Origin of the sequence: uncultured Vagococcus sp. (assembly GCF_963518325.1) — a bacterium.
In the GTDB taxonomy this organism is placed as follows: Bacteria; Bacillota; Bacilli; order Lactobacillales; family Vagococcaceae; genus Vagococcus_D.
In genome coordinates this window covers 42224-63672 of sequence record NZ_CAUQJB010000004.1, presented here as the reverse complement: position 1 = coordinate 63672, position 21449 = coordinate 42224, and the positions used below count along the sequence as shown (strand labels likewise).

18 protein-coding genes and 1 pseudogene are annotated in these 21449 nt (G+C 41.9%); 18 read left to right on the top strand and 1 reads right to left on the bottom strand.

The window, feature by feature from the left end:
• Positions 1-11: 11 nt before the first annotated feature.
• From arcC to nifJ, 18 genes and pseudogenes are all read left to right on the top strand, one after another.
• A complete protein-coding gene (arcC, locus tag RWN13_RS05090) occupies positions 12-962 on the top strand; it encodes a carbamate kinase (RefSeq protein ID WP_314061132.1) in 951 nt (316 codons plus the stop codon).
• A 52-nt stretch (positions 963-1014) separates the two neighbouring features.
• Positions 1015-1392 (top strand): annotated as a pseudogene (locus RWN13_RS05085) (Rid family detoxifying hydrolase).
• Positions 1393-1468: 76 nt separating this feature from the next.
• A complete protein-coding gene (locus RWN13_RS05080) occupies positions 1469-2782 on the top strand; it encodes a nucleobase:cation symporter-2 family protein (RefSeq protein WP_314061130.1) in 1314 nt (437 codons plus the stop codon).
• Positions 2783-2909: 127 nt separating this feature from the next.
• Entirely contained in the window at positions 2910-3494 is a 585-nt protein-coding gene (locus RWN13_RS05075) for a nucleoside-triphosphatase (protein WP_314061128.1), read from the top strand.
• 46 nt (positions 3495-3540) lie between these two features.
• On the top strand, positions 3541-3903 hold the full coding sequence (locus tag RWN13_RS05070; RefSeq protein WP_314061126.1) for a LysR family transcriptional regulator: 363 nt from the start codon (positions 3541-3543) through the stop codon (positions 3901-3903).
• A gap of 1 nt (position 3904) precedes the next feature.
• Complete coding sequence (locus tag RWN13_RS05065; RefSeq protein WP_314061123.1) at positions 3905-4900, top strand: XdhC family protein; 996 nt, start codon at positions 3905-3907, stop codon at positions 4898-4900.
• Positions 4901-4986: 86 nt separating this feature from the next.
• Positions 4987-5958 carry an iron ABC transporter permease gene (locus RWN13_RS05060; RefSeq protein WP_314061120.1) on the top strand — a complete coding sequence of 324 codons (972 nt, stop codon included), beginning with the start codon at positions 4987-4989 and terminating at the stop codon, positions 5956-5958.
• Between the two features lie 14 nt (positions 5959-5972).
• Entirely contained in the window at positions 5973-6776 is an 804-nt protein-coding gene (locus tag RWN13_RS05055) for an ABC transporter ATP-binding protein (RefSeq protein ID WP_314061118.1), read from the top strand.
• The gene (locus RWN13_RS05050; protein WP_314061116.1) at positions 6752-7480 is read left to right on the top strand and encodes a Rossmann-like domain-containing protein; all 729 of its coding nucleotides are present in this window, start codon (positions 6752-6754) and stop codon (positions 7478-7480) included. The genes RWN13_RS05055 and RWN13_RS05050 overlap by 25 nt, the downstream gene beginning before the upstream one ends.
• 4 nt (positions 7481-7484) lie before the next feature.
• A complete protein-coding gene (locus RWN13_RS05045) occupies positions 7485-8588 on the top strand; it encodes an ABC transporter substrate-binding protein (protein WP_314061113.1) in 1104 nt (367 codons plus the stop codon).
• Positions 8589-8833: 245 nt separating this feature from the next.
• Positions 8834-11410, top strand: a complete 2577-nt coding sequence (gene xdh, locus RWN13_RS05040) for a selenium-dependent xanthine dehydrogenase (protein ID WP_314061111.1) — start codon at positions 8834-8836, stop codon at positions 11408-11410.
• 13 nt (positions 11411-11423) lie between these two features.
• A complete protein-coding gene (locus RWN13_RS05035) occupies positions 11424-12011 on the top strand; it encodes a nucleotidyltransferase family protein (protein ID WP_314061109.1) in 588 nt (195 codons plus the stop codon).
• A 37-nt stretch (positions 12012-12048) separates the two neighbouring features.
• On the top strand, positions 12049-12777 hold the full coding sequence (gene yqeC, locus RWN13_RS05030) for a selenium cofactor biosynthesis protein YqeC (RefSeq protein ID WP_314061106.1): 729 nt from the start codon (positions 12049-12051) through the stop codon (positions 12775-12777).
• On the top strand, positions 12762-13583 hold the full coding sequence (yqeB, locus tag RWN13_RS05025) for a selenium-dependent molybdenum cofactor biosynthesis protein YqeB (protein ID WP_314061105.1): 822 nt from the start codon (positions 12762-12764) through the stop codon (positions 13581-13583). Before yqeC ends, yqeB begins: the two co-directional genes overlap by 16 nt.
• 427 nt (positions 13584-14010) lie before the next feature.
• Complete coding sequence (locus RWN13_RS05020; protein WP_314061104.1) at positions 14011-14454, top strand: flavodoxin; 444 nt, start codon at positions 14011-14013, stop codon at positions 14452-14454.
• Between the two features lie 89 nt (positions 14455-14543).
• A complete protein-coding gene (locus RWN13_RS05015) occupies positions 14544-15389 on the top strand; it encodes a sulfide/dihydroorotate dehydrogenase-like FAD/NAD-binding protein (protein ID WP_314061102.1) in 846 nt (281 codons plus the stop codon).
• Entirely contained in the window at positions 15373-16788 is a 1416-nt protein-coding gene (gltA, locus tag RWN13_RS05010; protein ID WP_314061100.1) for an NADPH-dependent glutamate synthase, read from the top strand. The genes RWN13_RS05015 and gltA overlap by 17 nt, the downstream gene beginning before the upstream one ends.
• A gap of 122 nt (positions 16789-16910) precedes the next feature.
• Positions 16911-20444: a pyruvate:ferredoxin (flavodoxin) oxidoreductase gene (nifJ, locus tag RWN13_RS05005; RefSeq protein ID WP_314061098.1), complete on the top strand. Its 3534-nt coding sequence runs from the start codon at positions 16911-16913 to the stop codon at positions 20442-20444.
• Between the two features lie 68 nt (positions 20445-20512).
• Here nifJ and RWN13_RS05000 read toward each other — a convergent pair whose 3' ends face one another.
• Positions 20513-21325 carry an AraC family transcriptional regulator gene (locus RWN13_RS05000; protein WP_314061096.1) on the bottom strand — a complete coding sequence of 271 codons (813 nt, stop codon included), beginning with the start codon at positions 21323-21325 and terminating at the stop codon, positions 20513-20515.
• Positions 21326-21449: the final 124 nt, after the last annotated feature.

The following is a 21449-nucleotide window of genomic DNA, read 5'->3' as shown; positions in this document are numbered from 1 at the left end:
GAGGTCCAATAATGGTTAAACGTGTTGTTGTTGCCTTAGGTGGAAACGCCTTAGGTAATAATTTGTTAGAACAAATGAAGGCGGTTAAAGAGACATCGAAAGCGATTGCTGATTTAATCGAAGCAGGCTATGAAGTCATATTATCCCATGGAAATGGCCCCCAAGTAGGCATGATTCAACTAGCTATGGAAGGCTTAAGTCTGTTAGACTCAGAAAATTGCCCAATAGTTCCGCTGTCAGTTTGTGTGGCGATGAGCCAAAGTTATGTTGGCTATGATTTGCAAAATGCCTTGCGTGAGGAATTATTGAACCGGGGTTTAGTTCAACCGGTAGCTACGGTCATCACCCAAGTTGTTGTAGATCAGGCCGATCCAGCTTTTGCAAATCCAACAAAACCAATTGGACGATTTATGGAAAAAGTCGAGGCTGAGCAATTGGCAGCGGACAAAGGAATTCAAATTATGGAAGATGCTGGCCGAGGGTATCGTCAAGTTGTTGCCTCACCAAAACCTCAAGAAATCGTGGAAGTTGAGACAATTCAGATTTTAGTGAATAGTGGTCAAACGGTGATCGCCTGTGGTGGTGGCGGAATACCAATTGTCAAAGAAGGCAATCATTTAAAAGGTGTAGCAGCAGTGATTGATAAAGATTTCTGCAGCGAAGTCTTAGCCGAAGCCGTTGATGCTGATTTACTGATAATTTTGACAGCAGTGGAACAAGTTTGCATTAATTATGGCCAACCAAATCAACAAGCTTTAAGCCAAGTTAGCGTCTCAGAAATGGAGGAATTGGCTGCCGCTGGGCATTTTGCACCAGGGTCAATGCTACCAAAAGTTGAGGCTGCTATCGCCTTTGCAAAATCTAAACCTGGTCGCCAAACCTTGATTACTCTTTTGGAAAAAGCGCATGATGGAATCGTTGGCAAGACTGGTACAATTGTGCGACAGTACAGTAACGCTTAAAGGTAGATTACCAGTAAATTTTTAGAAAAATAAACTAAAGGAGCATCAGACCATGACGAATACCATTATTAATGTTGAGCAGGCTCCAGCAGCAGTTGGGCCATACTCACATTCGGTTTTAGCCAACAACACTTTGTATGTTTCAGGACAATTAGGGCTGAATCCTATTGGTGAGATGCGTGAAACAGTTGCTGAGCAGGCGCAGCAAGCCTTAATTAATTTAGGAGAAATATTGAAGACAGCTGGACTTACTTATAGCGATATTGTCAAGACAACTATCTTTGTGACGGATATGGCTGATCTTACCACTGTTAACAATATCTATGCCAGTTTTTTTTAAGCTGCACCGCCAGCTCGTTCTTGTGTACAAGTGGCCGCTTTGCCGAAAGAAGGGTTAGTTGAAGTTGAGGCAGTTGCTGTTAAACAGTAGGGCACCTGACAATCTGATGCAAGTGACAACTAATCAACCTGACTAGTTGTTTTAAATTCGGATAAGGAGTAAAAAAATGAGCAAAAAAGAAGAGGCCTTGTTTCAATATGATGCCAAACCTCAGTTGTCCCAAATTGTTCCTATGGGGTTGCAGCATGTTGTCGCAGCGGTAGTAGGGATCGTGACACCAGGAATTATGATTTCAAAAGTGTGTAATTTAAGTCCCAGTGATACAACTTTAATGATTCAAACGTCGTTAATCTTTTCAGCAATCGCAACGTTGATTCAATTATTTCAACTTTTCGGGAAAATTGGTTCACGTTTGCCTGTTATGATGGGAGCCAGTTTTGCCTACGTTCCGATTTTAATGGCGATAGGTGCTGACTTTGGTATTGCGGCAATATTTGGTTCTCAGTTAGTCGGAAGTCTCTTGGTCATTGTGGTCGGTTTATTGATTAAACGGATTCGTGTTTTATTTCCTCCACTTGTAACGGGAACGGTAATTTTAAGTATTGGTTTATCGCTTTTTCCAGTCGCCATTAAGTATATGGCTGGTGGTGTTGGAAATAAAGACTTTGGTTCGGTTCAAAATTGGGTGGTAGCCTTAATCACCTTTGGCTGTGTGTTTTTCTTTAACTACTTTTCAACAGGATTTTTGAAACTATCTTCAATTTTAAATGGGATGATTGTTGGCTATGTTTTATCATTAATCTTGAAGATGGTTGAGTTTCAACCGATTAAAGATGCTTCAGTGTTTCAAATTATTTCGCCGTTGCACTTTGGTATGGATTTTCAGATTGTGCCAATTCTTACCTTAGTTGTCATGTTTATTGTTGATTCAGTACAGGCAATCGGGCAGTTCACAGCAACGACTGTGGGTGCCATGGATCGAGAGCCCACGGATAAGGAACTTTCAGGTGGGATTATCGGTAGTGGTGTCACGAATTTTCTCGGCAGTGTTTTTGGTTCAGTACCTGTAGCCACCTTTGGTCAAAACGTCGGCTTAGTATCAGTTACTAAGGTTATAAATAAATATGTCATGGTTTTTGCTTCTATACTGCTTTTAGTAGCAGGCTTTGTGCCAAAGATTGCGGCCGTTTTAACTACTATACCTTATGCAGTCATCGGCGGTGCCACGATTTCAGTTTTTGCCACGATTTCCATGACGGGTATTCGGATGATTTGTTCTCAGAATCTATCACCAACCAACACCGGTGTCGTGGGGCTCTCATTGGCCTTTGGTGTTGGGACCGCTTTGTCAACCGGAAGTTTAAGTGGCTTACCAGACTGGGTCACGACTATTTTTGGCAATTCAGAAGTGATATTAACGACATTAGTCGCCGTTTTATTAAATTTAATTTTAAATCACCGAAAAGAGAAAAAAATGTAATGAAAGTTGTTTAGCTTCTAAACAGGTTGGAAGTTTAACATAGGACACCCTCAAGCTCTTAGCAGTATTAATGCCATTCCAATAAGGGCTTGGGGATGTCTCACATTAGAGGAAAGTAGGAGATGAGATGGGCTTATTTTTAGAGGGGCCAAAAAGGATTGGCAAATCCACTCTATTGCGACAGCAGCTGATAGCTGGAAATTATCAGGTGGGCGGTTTTTATGTGCAGCGTTTGTTATCAAGTTGTCATGAGGTAACGGGGTTTCAGTTATGCTCAGCTGAGTCAATATTGATTGAAACTTCCAGTTACAAGTGGTCAGGAGAGGCTTGCTTTTTACGACAGATTGATGGGCAGATGGTTCCTGATTTAGAGGTCTTTGAAAACTTTGGGAGGCAGTTATTAGAGCAGGCTTTGAATCAGTCTTATGAGGTTATTTTGTTAGATGAAATCGGTGGTTTGGAATTGCAGGTTGCTAGCTTTTACCAACCCTTGCTTACTCTTTTAAAGAGTTCAAAAAAAATCGTAGGAGTCTATAAATCAACCGATAATTATCGGCAATTGGCCATTCACCAACAATTACAAGTAGAAAAGCAGCGAGTTGAACTTGAAGAATTGATGGGTGGGTCGCGTATCGTCATTGATCAGCTAGGAACTGCTGGAAAGCAGGTGGCTGACTATTTAGCTGAGCCATTATCAGACATTTTTTTTTAGATGCGTTATCTTTTTTTAGATAGCGTTGACGAAAGGAGTTGTAAAAATGAGGCAACAATTAAACTATTCTCTTAGTTTAAAACTCAAACAAGAAAAAGTGATATTTGGACCAGGTGTTCTTCGTTTATTAGAAGGAATAGTGACTACTGAGTCAATTAATGGGGCGGCCAAGCGAATGGGAATGTCCTATAATAAAGCCTGGCGAATTTTAAATCAAGCAGAAAAAGAGCTAGGATTTAAAATGGTAGAAAAAAATGTGGGCGGAAGTAACGGTGGAGGAACGACAGTAACTGATTCGGGAAAAGATTTTATGGCCAAGTTTTTAGCCTTTCAAAAAAAGATGTATTGCGAGGCAGATAAGCATTTTAACGATATTTTTGCTGATTACTTAGAAGAAGGGGAGGAATAGAATGAAAGATTTGTTTGAGTTGTTAGAGAAAACCATTAGAAAGCAGGAAAGTGCTGTCTTAATATCGGTTATTGCCAGCTCTGGCTCAACTCCACGGAGAACTGGTGCACGCATGTTGCTGACAGAATCGGAGGCAAGTATAGGCACGATTGGCGGTGGAGCTATTGAATTTCGTTGCTTGCAAATCGCCAGAGATAGTCTAAAGGGAAAGCGAGGTCAGCTAGAACAATTTATTTTAGCGCCAAACGATGTTGCTGATTTAGGGATGATCTGTGGTGGTAACGCTCAGGTATTATTTCAATTTATTCCAGCTACCGAAGAAATGTTGGCCCTTTGTTATAGCGTGTTAGAGTTGATTTCAGCAAAAAGACCAGCTTGGTTAGTGGCTGAAATCAACCCTCAGAAAACTGGCTTGAGTGTTTATAGCGAGAGCTGGTTGGGAGAAGCCTTTAATGATATTCCAGTTAGCTGGATTGAAGAGGGGAAAGAAAAGATAAGCGTTGCAGGGCGTGATTTTTATATGGGGTCGTTAGTGGAAAGAGACAAGGTCTTTATTTTTGGTGGAGGTCATGTGTCTCAAGCAGTTGTACCTGTATTGGCAAAATTAAACTTCCATTGCGTTGTCGTTGAAGATCGTCAGGATTTTCTATCGTCCACCTTGTTTCCTGAAGCTCATGAATTAGTATTGGCAGATTTTGCAAACATTAATACAAGCATTGCGATTACCTCAGATGATTATGGGCTAGTAATGACTCGAGGCCATTTATTTGATTATTTATTACAAGAACAATTATTAGCTACTCCAGCTCGTTATATTGGTGTTATGGGCAGTCAGCGGAAAATTGCTGTTCAGATTGAAAAGTTACAAGGAGCAGGTTTTACTAAAAAACAAATACAGCGGATTACCATGCCAATTGGACTTCCGATTATGGCCGAAACGCCTGCCGAACTGGCAATTAGTATTGCAGGTCAATTAATTATGGAGCGAGCTAAATAATAAAGCCCTCCAGAAAGGAGTTGATTGACATTTATGGAAAACAAAAAGACCACCAAAAAAGATGGTTGTTAATAGGACTAGTGATCGTGTTTTTGATTGTTCTCTTAGTGTCATTCATTTTAGGGAAATACCCGATTTCAATCTCTGATTTTTTTAAAGCAGTCATTAATCAAGTGTACCCCTTAGAACATACTTGGGATGCTCAGATTGACACGATTCTTTTCAAAATAAGGTTCCCCCGAATTATCATGGCGGCCCTGATTGGAGCAGGTGTATCTGTAGCTGGGGCGACTTATCAAGCCTTATTCCAAAATCCCATGGTCTCCCAAGATATTTTAGGCGCTTCTCAGGGATCTGCTTTTGGTGCTGGTTTAGCATTGTTTTTCTCTTTCAGCTATCAAACAGTTATCACCTCATCCTTTGTTTTCGGATTATTGGCTGTTGTACTGGTACTAAGTATCAGTCGCTTGTTGAAGGCTGATTCGATTCTTAATTTGGTGTTAGTTGGTATGATGATTGGGTCGCTTTTTTCATCGGCTGTGTCTTACTTGAAACTAGTGGGGGACCCCACTAATACTTTACCGGCTATTACTTATTGGCTAATGGGAAGTCTATCGGCTATAAAAATGCAAAACTTAGTATTTGCGGGGCCTTTGATCATCATTGGTCTTTTGCCAATTGTGTTACTCCGTTGGCGCTTAAATGTGATTTCTTTGGGAGATGAGGTAGCCCAAAGTTTAGGGGTCAATGTGAGGGCGATGCGATTGATCTTAATTGCTTCGGCTACTTTAATTACGGCTACCGCTGTTTCAGTCAGCGGCCTGATTGGCTGGGTGGGATTAGTTGTTCCCCATTTTTCCCGCCTTTTATTGGGAAGTGATCATCGATTGGGCATTCCCGCAACCGCCTTAATTGGGGGAACTTTTTTAATGGTAGTCGACAATGTTGCCCGCTTATTAACTACCAGTGAAATTCCAATTGGAATTTTAACCTCGTTTATTGGTGCCCCTATCTTTATTTTGCTAATTGCTAAAAATAGTCGTCAACAGCTCATCTGAGAAAGGAGTTTCATATGTTACGCGTTAACCATCTTGATTTTTTTTATGGCAATAACCACATCCTTAAGGATATTACTTTTGAATTGAAGCACGGTCAATCTGTCTGTTTATTAGGAAAAAATGGTGCTGGTAAAAGCACCTTGTTTAAAAATTTACTTGGCATTTACCCACCTTCGAAAGGCACTATTTATATAGGAAACCGCTGCCTGTCTAGCATGTCCCGCAAGGAAATAGCTGGGAGTCTGTCCTACATTCCCCAGACGCAAAAAAGTGCGACGCAGTTTACTGCTTTTGAGATGGTTTTAATGGGCAGAACAGCTAAACTGCAATCGTACCATCAGCCAGGTAAAAGAGACGATCAAATTGTTGAGGAGGCACTGGACTTACTTGGGATATCTCATCTGGGAAATCGCCGATTTTGTCAACTTAGTGGCGGCGAGCAACAACTCGTTATAATAGCTCGATCGGTTGCCCAAGGAAGTCGGATATTTATTATGGATGAACCATGTGCCAATTTAGATTACAGTAATCAGCTGATGGTCTTAAAGATGATTCGCCGTTTAACAGATGCTGGTTATCTAATTATTCAAGCCACACATGATCCAAATCATGCATTGCAATATGGCGATCAAGTTCTGCTTTTACAAGGAGGCGAAATAGTGGCACAAGGTCAGCCTGAAATTATTTTGACTAGTGGCAGCTTAAGCGACTTGTACCAGGCTCCGATTGAGGTATACTCACTGGTCGATGAGCGTAAGGTTTGCATGCCTGGCAGAAGTGAGGAGGTAAGGCAATGTGGTGCTTATACGACCAGCTAATTGAGCTGATTCCTGATGGGTTACGAGTGGAAAAAATTATCAAAACTCGACACCGCATATTAATTTCTGACGGCCATCATTTAGGGATGGCCATGCATTATCCAAGTAAGGAGCTAACGCCTGATTTACAGGTTTTTGTTGGGCAACCTTTGGCAGAGGTTGCCCAGCTAGTCAAATCTTGGAATTTTCAGTTAGCCGGAGTTGGAATGGCTGCCATAAATTGTTATCTTAATCAAGAGCAAAAGATGGAGCAGTTTCAAGTAACAGGAGAAAGAGATGTTTTCAAACAATTGTATGAGCTACCATCTGAGTTGAAAATAGCGACGATTGGCCATTTCCACTGTTTAAAACGATATCCTGATTTAACTCATCAATTACATGTGTTTGAGATTAACCCCTTAGTTGGTGATTATCCAGCAGTTGCCAGTGAGTATTTACTACCTGAGATGGATGTCGTATTTATTACGGGTTCCACTATAGTTAACAAGACATTACCCCGCTTATTGACATTGACTGAAGGCGGCCAAACGATACTCGTTGGTCCTTCAAGTCCAATGAGTCCACTGTTGTTTGAGTACGGTATTGATCAAATTGCTGGAAGCCTCTATGAATTGGACTTATTAAAGGAAATAGCTCCTTTAGATAAAAGCCAATTGTCTCTTAGTAAAAAAGGGAAGCCTATTACATTGCGAAAGAAGGAATGAGAAAATGAAAAAGATTAAAGGATGGATGAGCCTTATCTTAATAATAACAGGCGGCATACTGTTTGTTGGCTGTGGTCAAAAAAACGGCAGTCAACCAACGACAGCGGATTCCAGTCGGATCAGTAAGGAAAACAGTACGCGTCAATTTGTTGATTCAGCTGGTCGCGAAGTGACCATTCCCACAAAGATAAACAGAATAGCACCATCGGGGTCACTAAGTCAAATCGTGTTATATACAAGTTGTCCCGATTTATTAGTTGGCTTGTCGAGTCCTTTTTCAGAGGAAGCTAAAGATTACGTGGATCAGAAATATTGGGAATTACCAGATTTTGGTCAGTTTTATGGTAAGAATGCGAGTTTAAATATGGAGGCCTTAAGTGCAGCGAACCCAGATGTGGTAATTGATATTGGTGAGCCGAAAAAAACGGTTAAGGAGGACATGGACAACTTGCAGTCTCAATTGGATATTCCGGTCATCTTTATCGAAGCCAATTTAGAAGGAATGGCCAAGGCTTATGAAACACTAGGGCAGTTAATCGATGACAAAGCGGCAATAGATCGTTTAGCAGATTACAGCAAAACGATCATTGATCAGGCAACAGCTGTCAAACAAGCCATTCCCGAGGAGAAACGGAAACGGGTGTATTTGGCATCAGGAACTGCGGGCTTAGATACAAATGCGGAAGGGTCGTTTCATGCCCAGGTAATTGAAACTGTCGGTGCCAAAAATGCAGCGACGGGTGTTGAGGCAGCTTCATCTGGTTCAGGGGAAACGGTGAGCATGGAACAAATTATGCAGTGGCAGCCTGATTTTATCATTGCCGAAAGTCCAGATGTTTATCAGTTAATCTTAAGTGAACCAACTTGGGCAGATTTAGCAGCCGTTAAAGAAAAGCGGGTGTATAAAATACCAACGGCGCCTTATAATTTTATGGGATTTCCTCCTTCGGTCAATCGCTTGATGGGGATTCAGTGGTTAGGTAACTTGCTTTACCCTGATCAGTATCAACTTGACATCGGCGAAGCAACGGCTGAATTTTATGATGTATTCTATCATACAAAAGTCAGACCGGAGCAACTGAAAGAGATATTAAACAATGCCTCATAAGACTAATCCTAATTAAGGGACAATCAATTCTGACTCATAAAAAAGGGTGATGGCATACAGGGTGGGCCTATCATCCCATCCTGTATTAATTAACGGTAGTACTCCTAATTCATATCAATAGAAGGAAAAAAAATTCGGTATCTTAAAAAAAAAAATATTAACTAAAAAATATTTTTAAGATTGTGATGGTTTGTGCTATAATGAAAGGAGAAAAAACGTCGGTAAAATAGATAGGAGTGTGTAACATGTATTCAATTACCGTAAATGGAAGAGTGGAAACATCGGAAGAGAATAAGTCGTTAATGGATTTTTTGCGTGAAGATTTAGGTTTGGTTGGTACGAAAGACGGTTGTGCTTCAGGGTCTTGTGGGGCTTGTTCTGTACTTGTTAATGGAAGGGTTTCCAACGCCTGTCTTTTTAATTTACAAAAAGTCAATGGGAAAGAAGTCTTGACGATTGAAGGATTAGATCAGCGACAGCAGGAAGTTTATGCCTTTGCCTTTGCTGAAACGGGAGCAGTTCAATGTGGGTTCTGTATCCCTGGCATGGTCTTGGCGGCCCAGGGTTTAATCAATAAGAAGCCTGATCCCAGCGATGCCGAGATCCGTAAAGCGATTCGAGGAAATATTTGTCGTTGCACAGGGTACATCAAGATTATTGAGGCAATCAAATTAGCTGCGCAGTTGTTTAGAGAAGAAGCGCCGATACCTGAGGCCATATCCTCTGCAAAATTAGGTGTGGATTTCCACCGCGTAGATGCAATCGAAAAAACGATGGGCACAGGTCAGTATGTGGATGATATTGTAGTGAAAGGTATGGTTCATGGGTCGGCAGTTCGTAGCCCTTATCCACGAGCGAAAGTCATATCCATCGATAAAACAGCTGCTCTAGCTCATGAGGATTGTTTGGCCGTGATTACGGCTGACCAGGTTCCTGGTAATAATAAGATCGGACATTTGGAATTTATTTCTGATTGGGATGTCTTAATACATGTGAATGACATCACTCGTTATGTGGGAGATTCCGTTGCCGTAGTTGTCTCCAAGAATAAGAGAACTTTGGGCGCAATCAAGGCCCTCGTAAAGGTGACCTATGAAGAGTTGAGCCCTATAATAACGATTGAAGCAGCCTTAGCCGAAGGGGCGCCTAAGATCCATGAAAAAGGTAATATTCTAGCAAGTGAACACTTAGTTAGGGGAGAAGCTGATAAAAAATTAGCAGATTCGGCTTTTGTTGTGACAGAGCATTATTCAGTCCCAATTAATGAGCACGCCTTCATGGAGCCAGAATGTGCCATTGCGATGCCTGAAGGTCACGACGGATTATTATTGTACACGGCTGGTCAAAGTATTTACGACGAACAACGAGAAGTTGCTCGGATGTTAGGGGTTGAAAAAAATCAGATCCATGTCCAAGGCAAGTTAGTCGGTGGTGGTTTTGGAGGCAAAGAAGACATGAGTGTGCAACATCATGCAGCCCTAGCGGCTTGGATTGTTCAACGGCCGGTTAAAGTGTTATTGAGTCGTCAGGAAAGTTTAATGGTTCACCCAAAACGTCATGGAATGGAAATGGACTTTACCACTGGCTGTGATGCTGCGGGGAATTTAACAGCGATGAAAGCTGTGATTTATTCCGATACAGGTGCCTATGCCTCACTGGGAGGCCCCGTTTTGCAACGAGCATGCACCCATGCTGCTGGAGCCTATAAGTATCAGGACATCGATATTGCTGGCTATGCAGTTCACACTAATAATCCGCCATCAGGAGCATTCCGCGGGTTTGGTGTCTGTCAGTCAGCTTTTGCCATCGAGAACAATTTAAATCTGTTAGCGGAAAAAGTCGGAATTTCAGATTGGGAAATTCGCTATAAAAATGCAGTGGAACCTGGCGATTCGTTGCCAAATGGGCAAATAGTTTCTAGTAATGCTGCCTTGAAGAAATGCTTGGATGCAGTCAAAGAATCTTATAATACGGCCAAAATTGCTGGAATATCTTGCTTCTTTAAAAATAGTGGAATCGGTGTTGGGTTACCTGATGTGGGACGTTGTCTCGTTTCAGTTGAATCAGGAAAAGTGCATGTCAGAACTAGTGCTGCTTGTATCGGTCAAGGTATGGCTACTGTAAGCACTCAAATTACTTGTGAAACGCTTAATCTACCACCAGAGCTAATTGTTGCAGAAGCTCCTGATACGAAACGGACACCAAATTCGGGGACAACGACGGCATCTAGGCAATCCTTGTTTACTGGAGAGGCCATTCGTAGAGCAGCGATGCAGTTACGTTATGAGTTGGATATGGGACGGACCCTAGAAGCATTGGAAGGCGAGGAATTTTATGGTGAATATTCTGCTAAGACCGACCCGATGAACAGCGACAAACGGAACCCAGTGAGTCATGCTGGTTATGGCTATGCGGCTGAGGTAGTTATACTAGATGAGGCAGGGAAGATTGAGCGAATTGTGGCAGCTTATGACATGGGACAAGTGGTTAATCCTAAAGCGGCAGAAGGGCAAATTGAAGGTGGTATTGTGATGGGCATGGGTTATGCCTTAACGGAAAAATTTGCTATGGAAGGTGGCTATGTTAAGGCTAAGTATGCCACTCTAGGCTTGTTGCGGGCAGTTGATATTCCGCCGATAGAGATACTATTAGTTAAGGCGGAAAATATCCATGAAGGACTTGCCTACGGGATTAAAGGTGTCGGTGAACTAGCAACCATTCCAACAGCTCCAGCTATTTCCGGTGCTTACTATGCCTTGGATAAACAGTTAAGACCTACATTGCCAATGGAAAATACTTATTATCAAAAGAAAAAAAAGTAGAGGTAAGCAGCTTATGACAGTTAGTTTGATTATCATGGCGGCAGGACAATCTCGTCGAATGATGCAAAATAAATTATTTTTAACTTATAATGGCCAAACGTTTATTGAGGGGGTCTTAAGTTTGGCTTTAAAGATGACGGAGACCGAACTGATTTTAGTTATTAGTTCGGTGGATGTCATGAAAATAGTCGTCCCTAATAGAGTGAAGGTAGTCATTAATAATCAACCGGAAAAAGGTCAAAGTCACAGCGTCTCTTTGGGGACTAATCAAGCAGTCGGTATGGGCTATCTCTTTTTGCCAATTGACCAACCGCTATTGAGGGGGGATGTTCTGAAGGCAATTCTAGAGAAAGCCAGTGAGACTAATATTGTTATTCCTGAATCGGCTGGTAAATTAGGTAGTCCAGTCTATTTTGGTCGTAAGTTTAGGCAGGAACTTCTTGAAGTAAAGGGGCCCTTTGGTGGTCGTTCTGTGAGAGATGGACATCCCGAAGCTTGGGTGAAGGTCACCGTTCCCGGGGAATTGCTCAAAGATATTGACTGCCAGGAAGATTATTTGGCCTTAATTAAATACATGAGTAAGAGCAGCGTGTCAAGCTAAGTCTTGGCGCGCTATGCTTTTATAAGGGAGTGTTGTTGTGGAAAATTTAGAACCATTATTTGGGATTAAAGAAAAAGAATGTGTTTCGATTATCGGAAGTGGCGGTAAAACCAGTTTAATGTGGTACTTAGGGGAGGCCTTCCGCTGTCAAAGAGTCTTGGTGGGAACAACTACTAAAATAAGTCTTCCCAGCAATCAGTTATATGATCGCCTCTTTTTAGATGACTATCCATCGGGCAAGGAGGGCTTAGGAATAAGTTTAATCGGAAAAATCAGCTCATTTGGCAAATTGATAGCTCCCCCTTTAGAGGTTCTAAGTCAGAATGTGTCTTACTACGATAAAGTGCTTTTGGAGGCAGATGGTTCCAAACAGCGCCCTTTGAAAGGGTGGGCAGATTTTGAACCAGTGGTTTTGCCGGAAACCAGTTTGACGATTGGGGTGATACCGATTAAAGTTATTGGGAAAGTTATCTCTGGGAAAACGGTTCATCGATTGGCCGAATTTACTGACTTAACGGGTTTGGTGGACGGTGATAATATCGATGAGTTGACTCTGGCAGCACTTGTTAATCACAAGAGGGGAATTTGGAACAAGGCAAGAGGTCGCCGTTGCTTATTGATTAATCAAGTTGAGAATCCAGCAGAATTAGAGCAAGCTAAGGCCGTTGTACAGGGCTTATCACCAGAAATCTTGGCGACGATTGAAAGGGTGATTGCCTGTAGCCTTAAGGAGCGGTTAGGAGAAATTATATGGCAAAGGGTATAAGTGAGAGTCTGATCATTGTTCGCAGTGGCGGTGATTTGGCCACTGGCATCGTTCAAAAATTATGGCATGGGGGATTTAAGGTCTTAATTTTGGAAGTGGCTGTCCCTTTGACGATTAGACGAACTGTAGCATTAAGTGAGGCAGTTAGGCAGGGAAGGTGTCAGGTGGAAGATTTAACAGCAGTTAAGGTTAATTCAATTGAGGAATGTTCAAAAGTTTGGCAGTCCGGAGCTATTCCGGTGTTGGTTGATCAGGAGGCGTTATCTATTAAGAGACTAAAGCCCGATGTAGTCGTAGACGCTATTATTGCCAAACGTAATTTAGGCACTTATCGAGAGATGGCGCCGATCGTCATCGCTTTAGGACCGGGATTTACCGCACCAGAAGAGGTTGACGTAGTAGTCGAAACCATGCGTGGGCATTATTTAGGCCAGTTAATAAGAAAGGGAACGGCACTGCCTAATACGGGCATACCTGGTCAATTGGGCGGAAAAAGTGGGGAGCGAGTGGTTCATGCCCCTTGTGAGGGAGTGGTTCAACATGTGGCAACTCTTGGAGAGCAAGTAGCAAAAGGGCAGCTGCTCTTTTACATTGATGGAAAACCGATTTATTCACCTTTAAAAGGAACCTTGAGAGGCTTAATTAGCAATAAGCAGCAGATTATGAAAGGGTTAAAATGTGCAGATGTTGACCCTCGTCCAGTAGATCAGGTTGATTGTTACACGATTTCTGATAAAGCCAGAGCCCTTGGGGGAGCTGTTCTTGAGGCGGTTTTATTAATTGGCAACGAAAAAGAGTTATTCTAAGTGGCGTCTCAATCATTAAAAATTAATAAGAGAAAAAGTTGTACAAATTGACAAAAAAGCTTGATTTGTATGCTACCATAGGGGTAAAATGATAGCTAACTATTATTTAATGTTAGGAAGAATTAGTGAGATATGGATTTAAAGAGGACAGTGTCGTAAAAAAACATGCTCGAAAGATCACATGACAACTTATTATGGAAGCTAAAAAAAATTCTTTTCACCTGAAAAATATTGTGTTTTTTGTGGATTATGTTATAGTATAGAGGTAGTGTTGAAACGGCTTTCACAGTGATTAGGCATGTGTTAGAGGGCTGTACAGATTTCTTAATAAAGACATCTAGTTACAAATTTGATAAGTGTTTAAGGCTTAGTTTTTAATCAGAATTAAGCATAAAAAATATAAAGCGATGGAAGGACGGATGATGGAATGACATTAGCAAAAATCGTATACGCGAGTATGACAGGTAACACGGAGGAAATTTCAGAAATTATAGAGGAGGCCTTGACAGAAGCTGGGGCAACAGTGGAAAGAGAAGAAGTATCTGATACAGATGTGGATTTTTTCGATGATGCTGACCTTTGTATTATCGCAACTTACACATACGGAGATGGTGATTTACCATTTGAATTTGAAGATTTCTTTGATGAGTTACCTGAAAAGGACTTAGCTGGTAAAATCTACGGTGTCGTTGGTTCAGGTGATCTGGATTATGGTGAATTTTATTGTAAATCAGCCGATGATTTTGTTGAACAATTTGAGAAAACAGGGGCAGCTAAAGGGACAGAAACAGTTCGAATTGAAAATAATGCAGAAGATGATGATGTGATAGTGTTGAAAAAATTTGTTAGTGAATTAATGAGTAAAGTGTAATTTAGCTGCCTTAAAGTAGTTGATTAGTCAAGCAAAAATGTGAGGTCTATCTGTTAATTAAAAGCAGTTGGATAGTAGGAGGGACGATTGTGAATAAAATAACTAAATATCAACCGTTATCTGAAAATGAATTTGATATTTGGATCGAAGCGCCACGAATTGCTGATAAAGGGCAACCTGGACAGTTTTTAATTGTTCGTGCTGATGAATTTAGTGAGCGGATTCCTTTGACCATCGTTGATACCAACAAAGAAGAGGGAACGATTCAACTCATTTTTCAGGTTATCGGGAAATCAACGGCCAAACTGGCGGCACTAAAAGCAGGTGATACCATTGCAGATGTCTCTGGACCCTTAGGCATGCCAACGGATATAAAGGAGTATGGGACCGTTTTATTAGTGGGTGGTGGCGTTGGCATAGCAGCCTTGTATCCAATTGTCAAAGGGCTAAAAGAAGCAGGCAATCGGGTGATCACTATTTTAGGGGCGAAAACCGCTGAATTGGTTATTTTACAGAAGGAGTGCCAAGCAGTATCTGATGAGTTAATTATCATGACCGACGATGGCACCTTGGGACAAAAGGGCCTAGTCACGAATGCTATGGAAGAGGTCTTTGCCCGTGAAACGATTGACCATGCCTGGGCGATTGGACCAAGTATGATGATGAAGTTTTGTACAATCGTTGCCTGTGATCATCAGGTTCCCGTGTATGTGTCATTAAATCCCATTATGATTGACGGCACAGGAATGTGTGGCGGATGCCGAGTAACGGTAGCGGATTCAATTAAGTTTGCCTGTGTAGATGGGCCCGAATTTTTGGGAACTGAGGTAAACTGGGCTGAATTTATTCAACGAATGGGGCAGTATCAACAGGAAGAGACGGATTCTTTAACAATGTATCAAGAGGAGCGTATGGCACATGGCGAGACGAAGTAGAGAGCAAACAGCAATTAGAGAGCAAGAACCAAGTATTCGTAAAACTAATTTTGAGGAAGTCTGTTTAGGCTATAACTTAGAAGAAGGACAGTTGGAAGCAGCTCGTTGTTTGCAGTGTAAAAACGCGCCTTGTATTGAACTATGTCCAGTGATGATTGATATTCCTGGATTTATTTTAGCTATTCGCGATGGAAATATGGCAGAGGCTTCAGAAGTCTTAAGTAAGTATACCAATTTACCAGCCATCTGTGGTCGGGTTTGCCCTCAGGAAAAGCAGTGTGAATCTGTTTGTAAACTAGGTTTGGCTAAAAATTTTGAACCAGTGGCAATTGGTAAATTAGAACGGTTAGTTGCTGATTGGGCCTTAGAAAATGAACAAGCAGTGGCGGAGCGAATTGAGCCGACCATCGGCAACGTGGCTGTTATTGGTTCAGGACCATCGGGATTAACTGTGGCAGGAGATCTGGCAAAAGAAGGATTTAAGGTTACGGTTTATGAAGCTCTCCATGCCCCAGGTGGCGTATTGACTTATGGTATTCCCGAATTTCGCTTACCTAAACGAATTGTTCAAAAGGAAATCGCCTCCATTGAAAAATTAGGCGTTACAATTGAAACAAATGCGGTAATCGGTAAGACCATCTCCATGGATGAGATTATGTCAGATTATGACGCGTGTTATTTATCTGTTGGAGCAGGAGCCCCTAATTTCATGGGAATCCCGGGAACCTCATTAAACGGTGTCTACTCCTCCAGTGAATATTTAACGCGGATTAATTTAATGCACGGCTATGAGTTTCCTCGCTATGACACACCGACGAAACAGTCTAAAAAAGTCGTGGTAATCGGTGGTGGGAATGTTGCGATGGACGCGGCTCGCTCTGCTAAAAGATTAGGGGCAGATGAAGTCTCAGTTGTTTACCGCCGATCACTAGAGGAATTACCTGCTCGGATTGAAGAATACCATCATTCAGTTGAAGAGGATATCCAGTACAGTTGGTTGACTAATCCGATTGAATATCTCAGTAATGGCAATGGCGAACTATGGGGGGTTAAATGCGTCAAAATGGCTCTTGGTGAACCAGATGACTCTGGTCGTCGGCGACCAGTTGTGATACCTGATAGTGAGTTTGTGATTGAAGCTGACACGGTCATTGAAGCTATTGGTCAGGGATCCAATCAAGTCTTATTATCAACTTTCCCGGAACTGACCTTAAACAAGTGGGGATACGTAAAAGCTGATTTAGAAACAGGGGCGACCAGTGTGCCAGGCGTCTTCGCTGGTGGCGATATTGTCACAGGTGCCGCTACCGTTATTTTAGCTATGGGAGCAGGGAAAGTTGCTGCTAAGTCCATGGCTGATTATATAAAAGAAAAGAAGCAGTTTTCGCCAGTATCTTAACTTAATTAAAGTAAAGGATGTGAAAATAAGGGGATCGAATTGTATTGGATGAATGATGCGAAAGCATCAACTTATCTCGTACCATTTCCTGGCTGTATGTGGTCACATATCTCCTTAACAATATGAAGAAAACAACCAAAACAATGGACGGCAACACCGCTGCCGCTTATATTTCTTACGGGTTTACGGAAGTTGCCGCAATCTATCCGATCACACCTAGCTCGACCATGGCGGAAGTAGTCGATGAATGGGCAGTAGGTGGCAAGAAAAATTTATTTGGTGAAAAATTAGAAGTGATTGAAATGCAATCTGAAGCCGGTGCTGCTGGCGCAGTCCATGGTTCGCTAAAATCTGGGGCGTTAACGTCGACTTATACGGCCTCTCAAGGTCTGTTACTGATGATTCCCAATATGTATAAGATTGCTGGGGAACTATTGCCAACAGTTTTTCACGTTGCCAGTCGAGCTGTCACAACTAATGCCTTAAATATCTTTGGTGATCATGGCGATGTGATGGCCACTCGTCAAACCGGTTTCTGTATGTTAGCTGAAAGCAGTGTTCAAGAAGTAATGGACCTGTCAGCAGTAGCTCATTTGGCCACATTGGAAGCTAGTTTGCCATTTACCAGCTTTTTTGACGGCTTTAGAACCAGTCATGAACTACAAAAAATTGAAGTGTTGGATTACGATGATTTACGGGAGATGTTGAATGAGGAAGCTGTGGAAGCTTTTCGTCAACGAGGCATGAATCCTAATCGACCGACTGTCTCGGGAACAGCTCAAAATCCGGATATTCATTTTCAACAACGGGAAACTGTCAACTCCCACTACGAAAAAGTACCAGATATAGTGAAGCATTACATGGATAAAATTAATGCCGTACGGGGGACCAATTATGACCTAACCAACTATTATGGGGACCCTGAAGCCACAGAAGTGATTATTTCCATGGGCTCTGTTTCGCCAGTGATTCAACAAACCGTTGCGTATTTAAATAATCAGGGACGTAAAGTGGGTCATCTAAATATTCACTTGTACCGCCCATTTCCAACGGAGAACATCTTAGCTAACTTGCCAAGTACGGTTGAGACTATCGCTGTCCTGGATCGGACCAAAGAGCCAGGAGCCGATGGCGAGCCATTGCTACTAGAAATTCAAAGTGTCTTATATGCCCATGAAAATCGGCCTGTCGTCATTGGTGGTCGCTATGGGCTAGGATCAAAAGATGTAACACCGAATCAGATTAAAGCCGTTTACGATCACCTGTTATTGCCAGTAGCGGAAATGAAACAACGCTTTACAATCGGCATTACCGATGATATGACTTACTTATCCATACCTGCGGGAGCCGCCTTGGATTTAACACCAGCTAAGACCTATCAAGCAAAGTTCTGGGGATTTGGTTCTGATGGGACGGTTGGTGCTAACAAGCAAGCCATCAAAATTATTGGCGACAATACTGACTTGTATGCCCAAGCTTACTTTAGTTATGACTCCAAAAAATCAGGTGGTTTAACAGTCTCTCACTTACGATTTGGTGAAGAACCAGTGACCTCCACCTATTTAATTGAACAAGCTGATTTTATTGGCTGCCACAATGCATCCTATATCCACAAATATGATCTATTAAATGGATTGAAAGATGGTGGAACCTTCCTACTCAATACCATTTGGGATGAAGAGAAAATTCACCAGTTATTGCCTGGACGACTGAAAAAATACATGGCAGAACATCGCATTAATTTTTATGTGGTAAATGGTGGTGAAATTGCTCGGAAAGTCGGCCTAGGTCGACGAATTAATATGGTCATGTCAACAGCGTTCTTTGAACTGACAGGCATTATGAGTCGTGATGCTTATTTACCATTACTGAAAGCAGAAGTGAACAATGCTTACGGAAAAAAATCAGCTGAAATTGTGGAACGCAACTATCAGGCAATTGATGAAACCTTCAGCGCTTTGAAAAAAATTCAAGTTCTATCGGAATGGGTCGACTTGGAAATAGCAGAAGAACCAGTTGATATGACGAAACCAAGTTATATTCGCAATATACTTGAACCGATTAATCGTCAAGAAGGTAATTCATTAACAGTGAAAGATTTAATTGATAACGGTATGACCGACGGTACTATGCCAATGGGCTCAGCCGCCTATGAAAAACGAGGCATTGCCTTGGAAGTACCCGAATGGCAGATGGACGCCTGTACCATGTGTAACGAGTGTGCCTTTGTCTGCCCTCACGCAGCAATTCGTCCATTCTTAGTAGATAAAGAGGAATTGGTGGAAGCACCAGCTGGGTTTACCAGTCGAGAACTGCGTGGAGCGGATGGGATGATGTATCGCATTCAAGTGTCTTTGGAAGATTGTACTGGTTGCGGACTCTGTGTGGAAGCCTGTCCGGCTCGTGAAAAAGCCTTGATTTTGAAGCCTTACGAAGAACAAAAAGAACAAGCAATGAATTGGGCATTTGCGATGACCTTGAAACAAAAAGCCAATCCAGTTAAAAAGTTATCGGTTAAAGGATCACAGTTTGAGCAGCCACTTATGGAATTCTCGGGAGCCTGCGAAGGTTGTGGTGAAACTCCTTATATTAAGTTGTTAACACAGTTATATGGCGACCGCATGATGATTGCGAACGCTACGGGTTGTTCCTCAATTTGGGGAGCGTCATCTCCAGCAACACCATACACGACCAACAGTTGTGGACAAGGTCCTGCTTGGAGTAATTCACTCTTTGAAGATAATGCCGAATATGGCTTCGGCATGCACTTAGCCAATAAGACTAAGCGGCAGCATCTTGCTAGTCAAGTCGAGCGTGGCCTAATAGCCAATGCAGGATCGGAAGAATTACAATTGTTAATGAAAGACTGGTTGGCTCACATGGATCAAGGCGAAGGGTCGCAGCAACGTGCCATGAAACTGACCGCAGCTTTAGCCGAGGAAATGTCAGGGAGCAAGGTGCTTGAAGAGCTATACAAGCAACGGGATTTATTAGTAAAACCAAGTCAATGGATTTTTGGTGGCGATGGCTGGGCTTACGATATTGGCTTCGGTGGGATCGATCATGTCTTAGCTAGTGGAGAAGATGTCAATATCTTTGTCATGGATAATGAAGTTTATTCCAATACTGGCGGGCAAACCTCTAAGGCCACGCCAGCGGCTGCCATAGCTAAATTTTCGGCAGGGGGTAAACGAACTTCCAAAAAAGATCTAGGACTAATTGCCATGACATACGATAATGTCTACGTGGCACAAATCGCTTTAGGCGCTAATTCCATGCAAACCTTAAAAGCAATCGATGAGGCTGAGAAATACCCTGGTCCATCCTTGATCATTGGCTATACGCCGTGTATTAATCATGGGTTAAAAGGTGGCATGAGGCAAAGTTTAAATGAAGCAAAAGAAGCCGTAGAATCTGGCTACTGGACTTTGTACCGCTACAACCCATTGTTGGAAGAAAAAGGTAAAGAGCCAATGGTAATAGATTATCGCAAAACGGATTTTGATAAATTACCAGGATTCCTTGCAAAACAAGCTCGTTTTTCTGCTCTGCATAATCTACATAAAGAATCGGGTTTGGCAGAGGAGTTATTAGCCAAAACCGTCATAGATGCCAAATTACGGGCGGCTGAGTATCAGAGTTTATCAGGTAAATAAAATCGATTAACTTAAACTATCGCAGTCCTGTAGGAAAACGGTTTGAAACTATCATAACTTTCGCTGTTTTAATAGAGTTTACGAAAGGTCACTGGTGTGTAATCAGTGGCCTTTTTAAAGGTGGCAATAAAGTGGCTGGCATCGTTAAAGCCAACTTGACTGGCCACGTCTTTTATTTTTTCAGTAGGCAATGTTAGCAATCGTTCCTTGGCTTTTTTTATGCGAAGGGCTGTCAAGTAATCATAAGGTGATAATTTAACAAAGCGTTGAAACAAACGAGACAGATATTGGGGACTAATAAAAACCAGCTGAGCCATTTCCTGAGTCGAACAATCCAACATGTAGTGTTCATCCATCCATTGAATGACAGGCTGAACGAATTTTAAGTAGCGCTCGTCAGTTACCACGTGTTCTTGATTGTGATGTTCTTTAATTTTAGCTAAAAAGCGATAAGCCTCAATGGAATAATCCAAAGGTGAAAGGGGCTGAGAGTGGGTCAATTCTTCATATAATTGTGCATTCCAGTCAGCAAAAGAAAAATTTTGAGAATCACTGGCCAAGCAAAAGTGATCGACGGTTAAAATTGTCGGGATGGAGGAGGCAATTGTCCCTCCTAGAGTAATAAAATTGGTACGCCAAGGCTCCGCTGATGTTTGATAATAATGATGGGTGATAAAGGGGAAAATTAAGATGCCCATGCCAGGAGTTAAAGAAAATTCCTGACCTTGAATAACGACTTTGCCACAGCCCTGACTGGTTTGTAGCCAATGATAATAGTGATAACCAGATAAGCGTTCCACTGGTTCCTGTTCCCAATCATGGCCAATGGTTTCAATAGCTAAAGGAAGAGCGGTGTCCATAATATTAAAAAGTATTGCCATCGTGTAAAAACTCCTTTCAGTTTGTTGTAAGCTTTTTATAGTTTCGGATTCTTGCATAAAGTGTAGAAGTCAGTTATACAAAAGCATTCAAAAGGTTTTATAATAAGAGTATAACAAATTTAGG

Coding starts and splice junctions, on each gene's coding strand:
- nifJ (WP_314061098.1), top strand. CDS start 16,911: ATGAAGAAAACAACCAAAACAATGGACGGCAACACCGCTGCCGCTTAT.
- RWN13_RS05070 (WP_314061126.1), top strand. CDS start 3,541: ATGAGGCAACAATTAAACTATTCTCTTAGTTTAAAACTCAAACAAGAA.
- xdh (WP_314061111.1), top strand. CDS start 8,834: ATGTATTCAATTACCGTAAATGGAAGAGTGGAAACATCGGAAGAGAAT.
- yqeB (WP_314061105.1), top strand. CDS start 12,762: ATGGCAAAGGGTATAAGTGAGAGTCTGATCATTGTTCGCAGTGGCGGT.
- RWN13_RS05065 (WP_314061123.1), top strand. CDS start 3,905: ATGAAAGATTTGTTTGAGTTGTTAGAGAAAACCATTAGAAAGCAGGAA.
- RWN13_RS05055 (WP_314061118.1), top strand. CDS start 5,973: ATGTTACGCGTTAACCATCTTGATTTTTTTTATGGCAATAACCACATC.
- RWN13_RS05075 (WP_314061128.1), top strand. CDS start 2,910: ATGGGCTTATTTTTAGAGGGGCCAAAAAGGATTGGCAAATCCACTCTA.
- arcC (WP_314061132.1), top strand. CDS start 12: ATGGTTAAACGTGTTGTTGTTGCCTTAGGTGGAAACGCCTTAGGTAAT.
- RWN13_RS05080 (WP_314061130.1), top strand. CDS start 1,469: ATGAGCAAAAAAGAAGAGGCCTTGTTTCAATATGATGCCAAACCTCAG.
- gltA (WP_314061100.1), top strand. CDS start 15,373: ATGGCGAGACGAAGTAGAGAGCAAACAGCAATTAGAGAGCAAGAACCA.
- RWN13_RS05050 (WP_314061116.1), top strand. CDS start 6,752: ATGTGGTGCTTATACGACCAGCTAATTGAGCTGATTCCTGATGGGTTA.
- RWN13_RS05000 (WP_314061096.1), bottom strand. CDS start 21,325: ATGGCAATACTTTTTAATATTATGGACACCGCTCTTCCTTTAGCTATT.
- RWN13_RS05045 (WP_314061113.1), top strand. CDS start 7,485: ATGAAAAAGATTAAAGGATGGATGAGCCTTATCTTAATAATAACAGGC.
- RWN13_RS05035 (WP_314061109.1), top strand. CDS start 11,424: ATGACAGTTAGTTTGATTATCATGGCGGCAGGACAATCTCGTCGAATG.
- RWN13_RS05020 (WP_314061104.1), top strand. CDS start 14,011: ATGACATTAGCAAAAATCGTATACGCGAGTATGACAGGTAACACGGAG.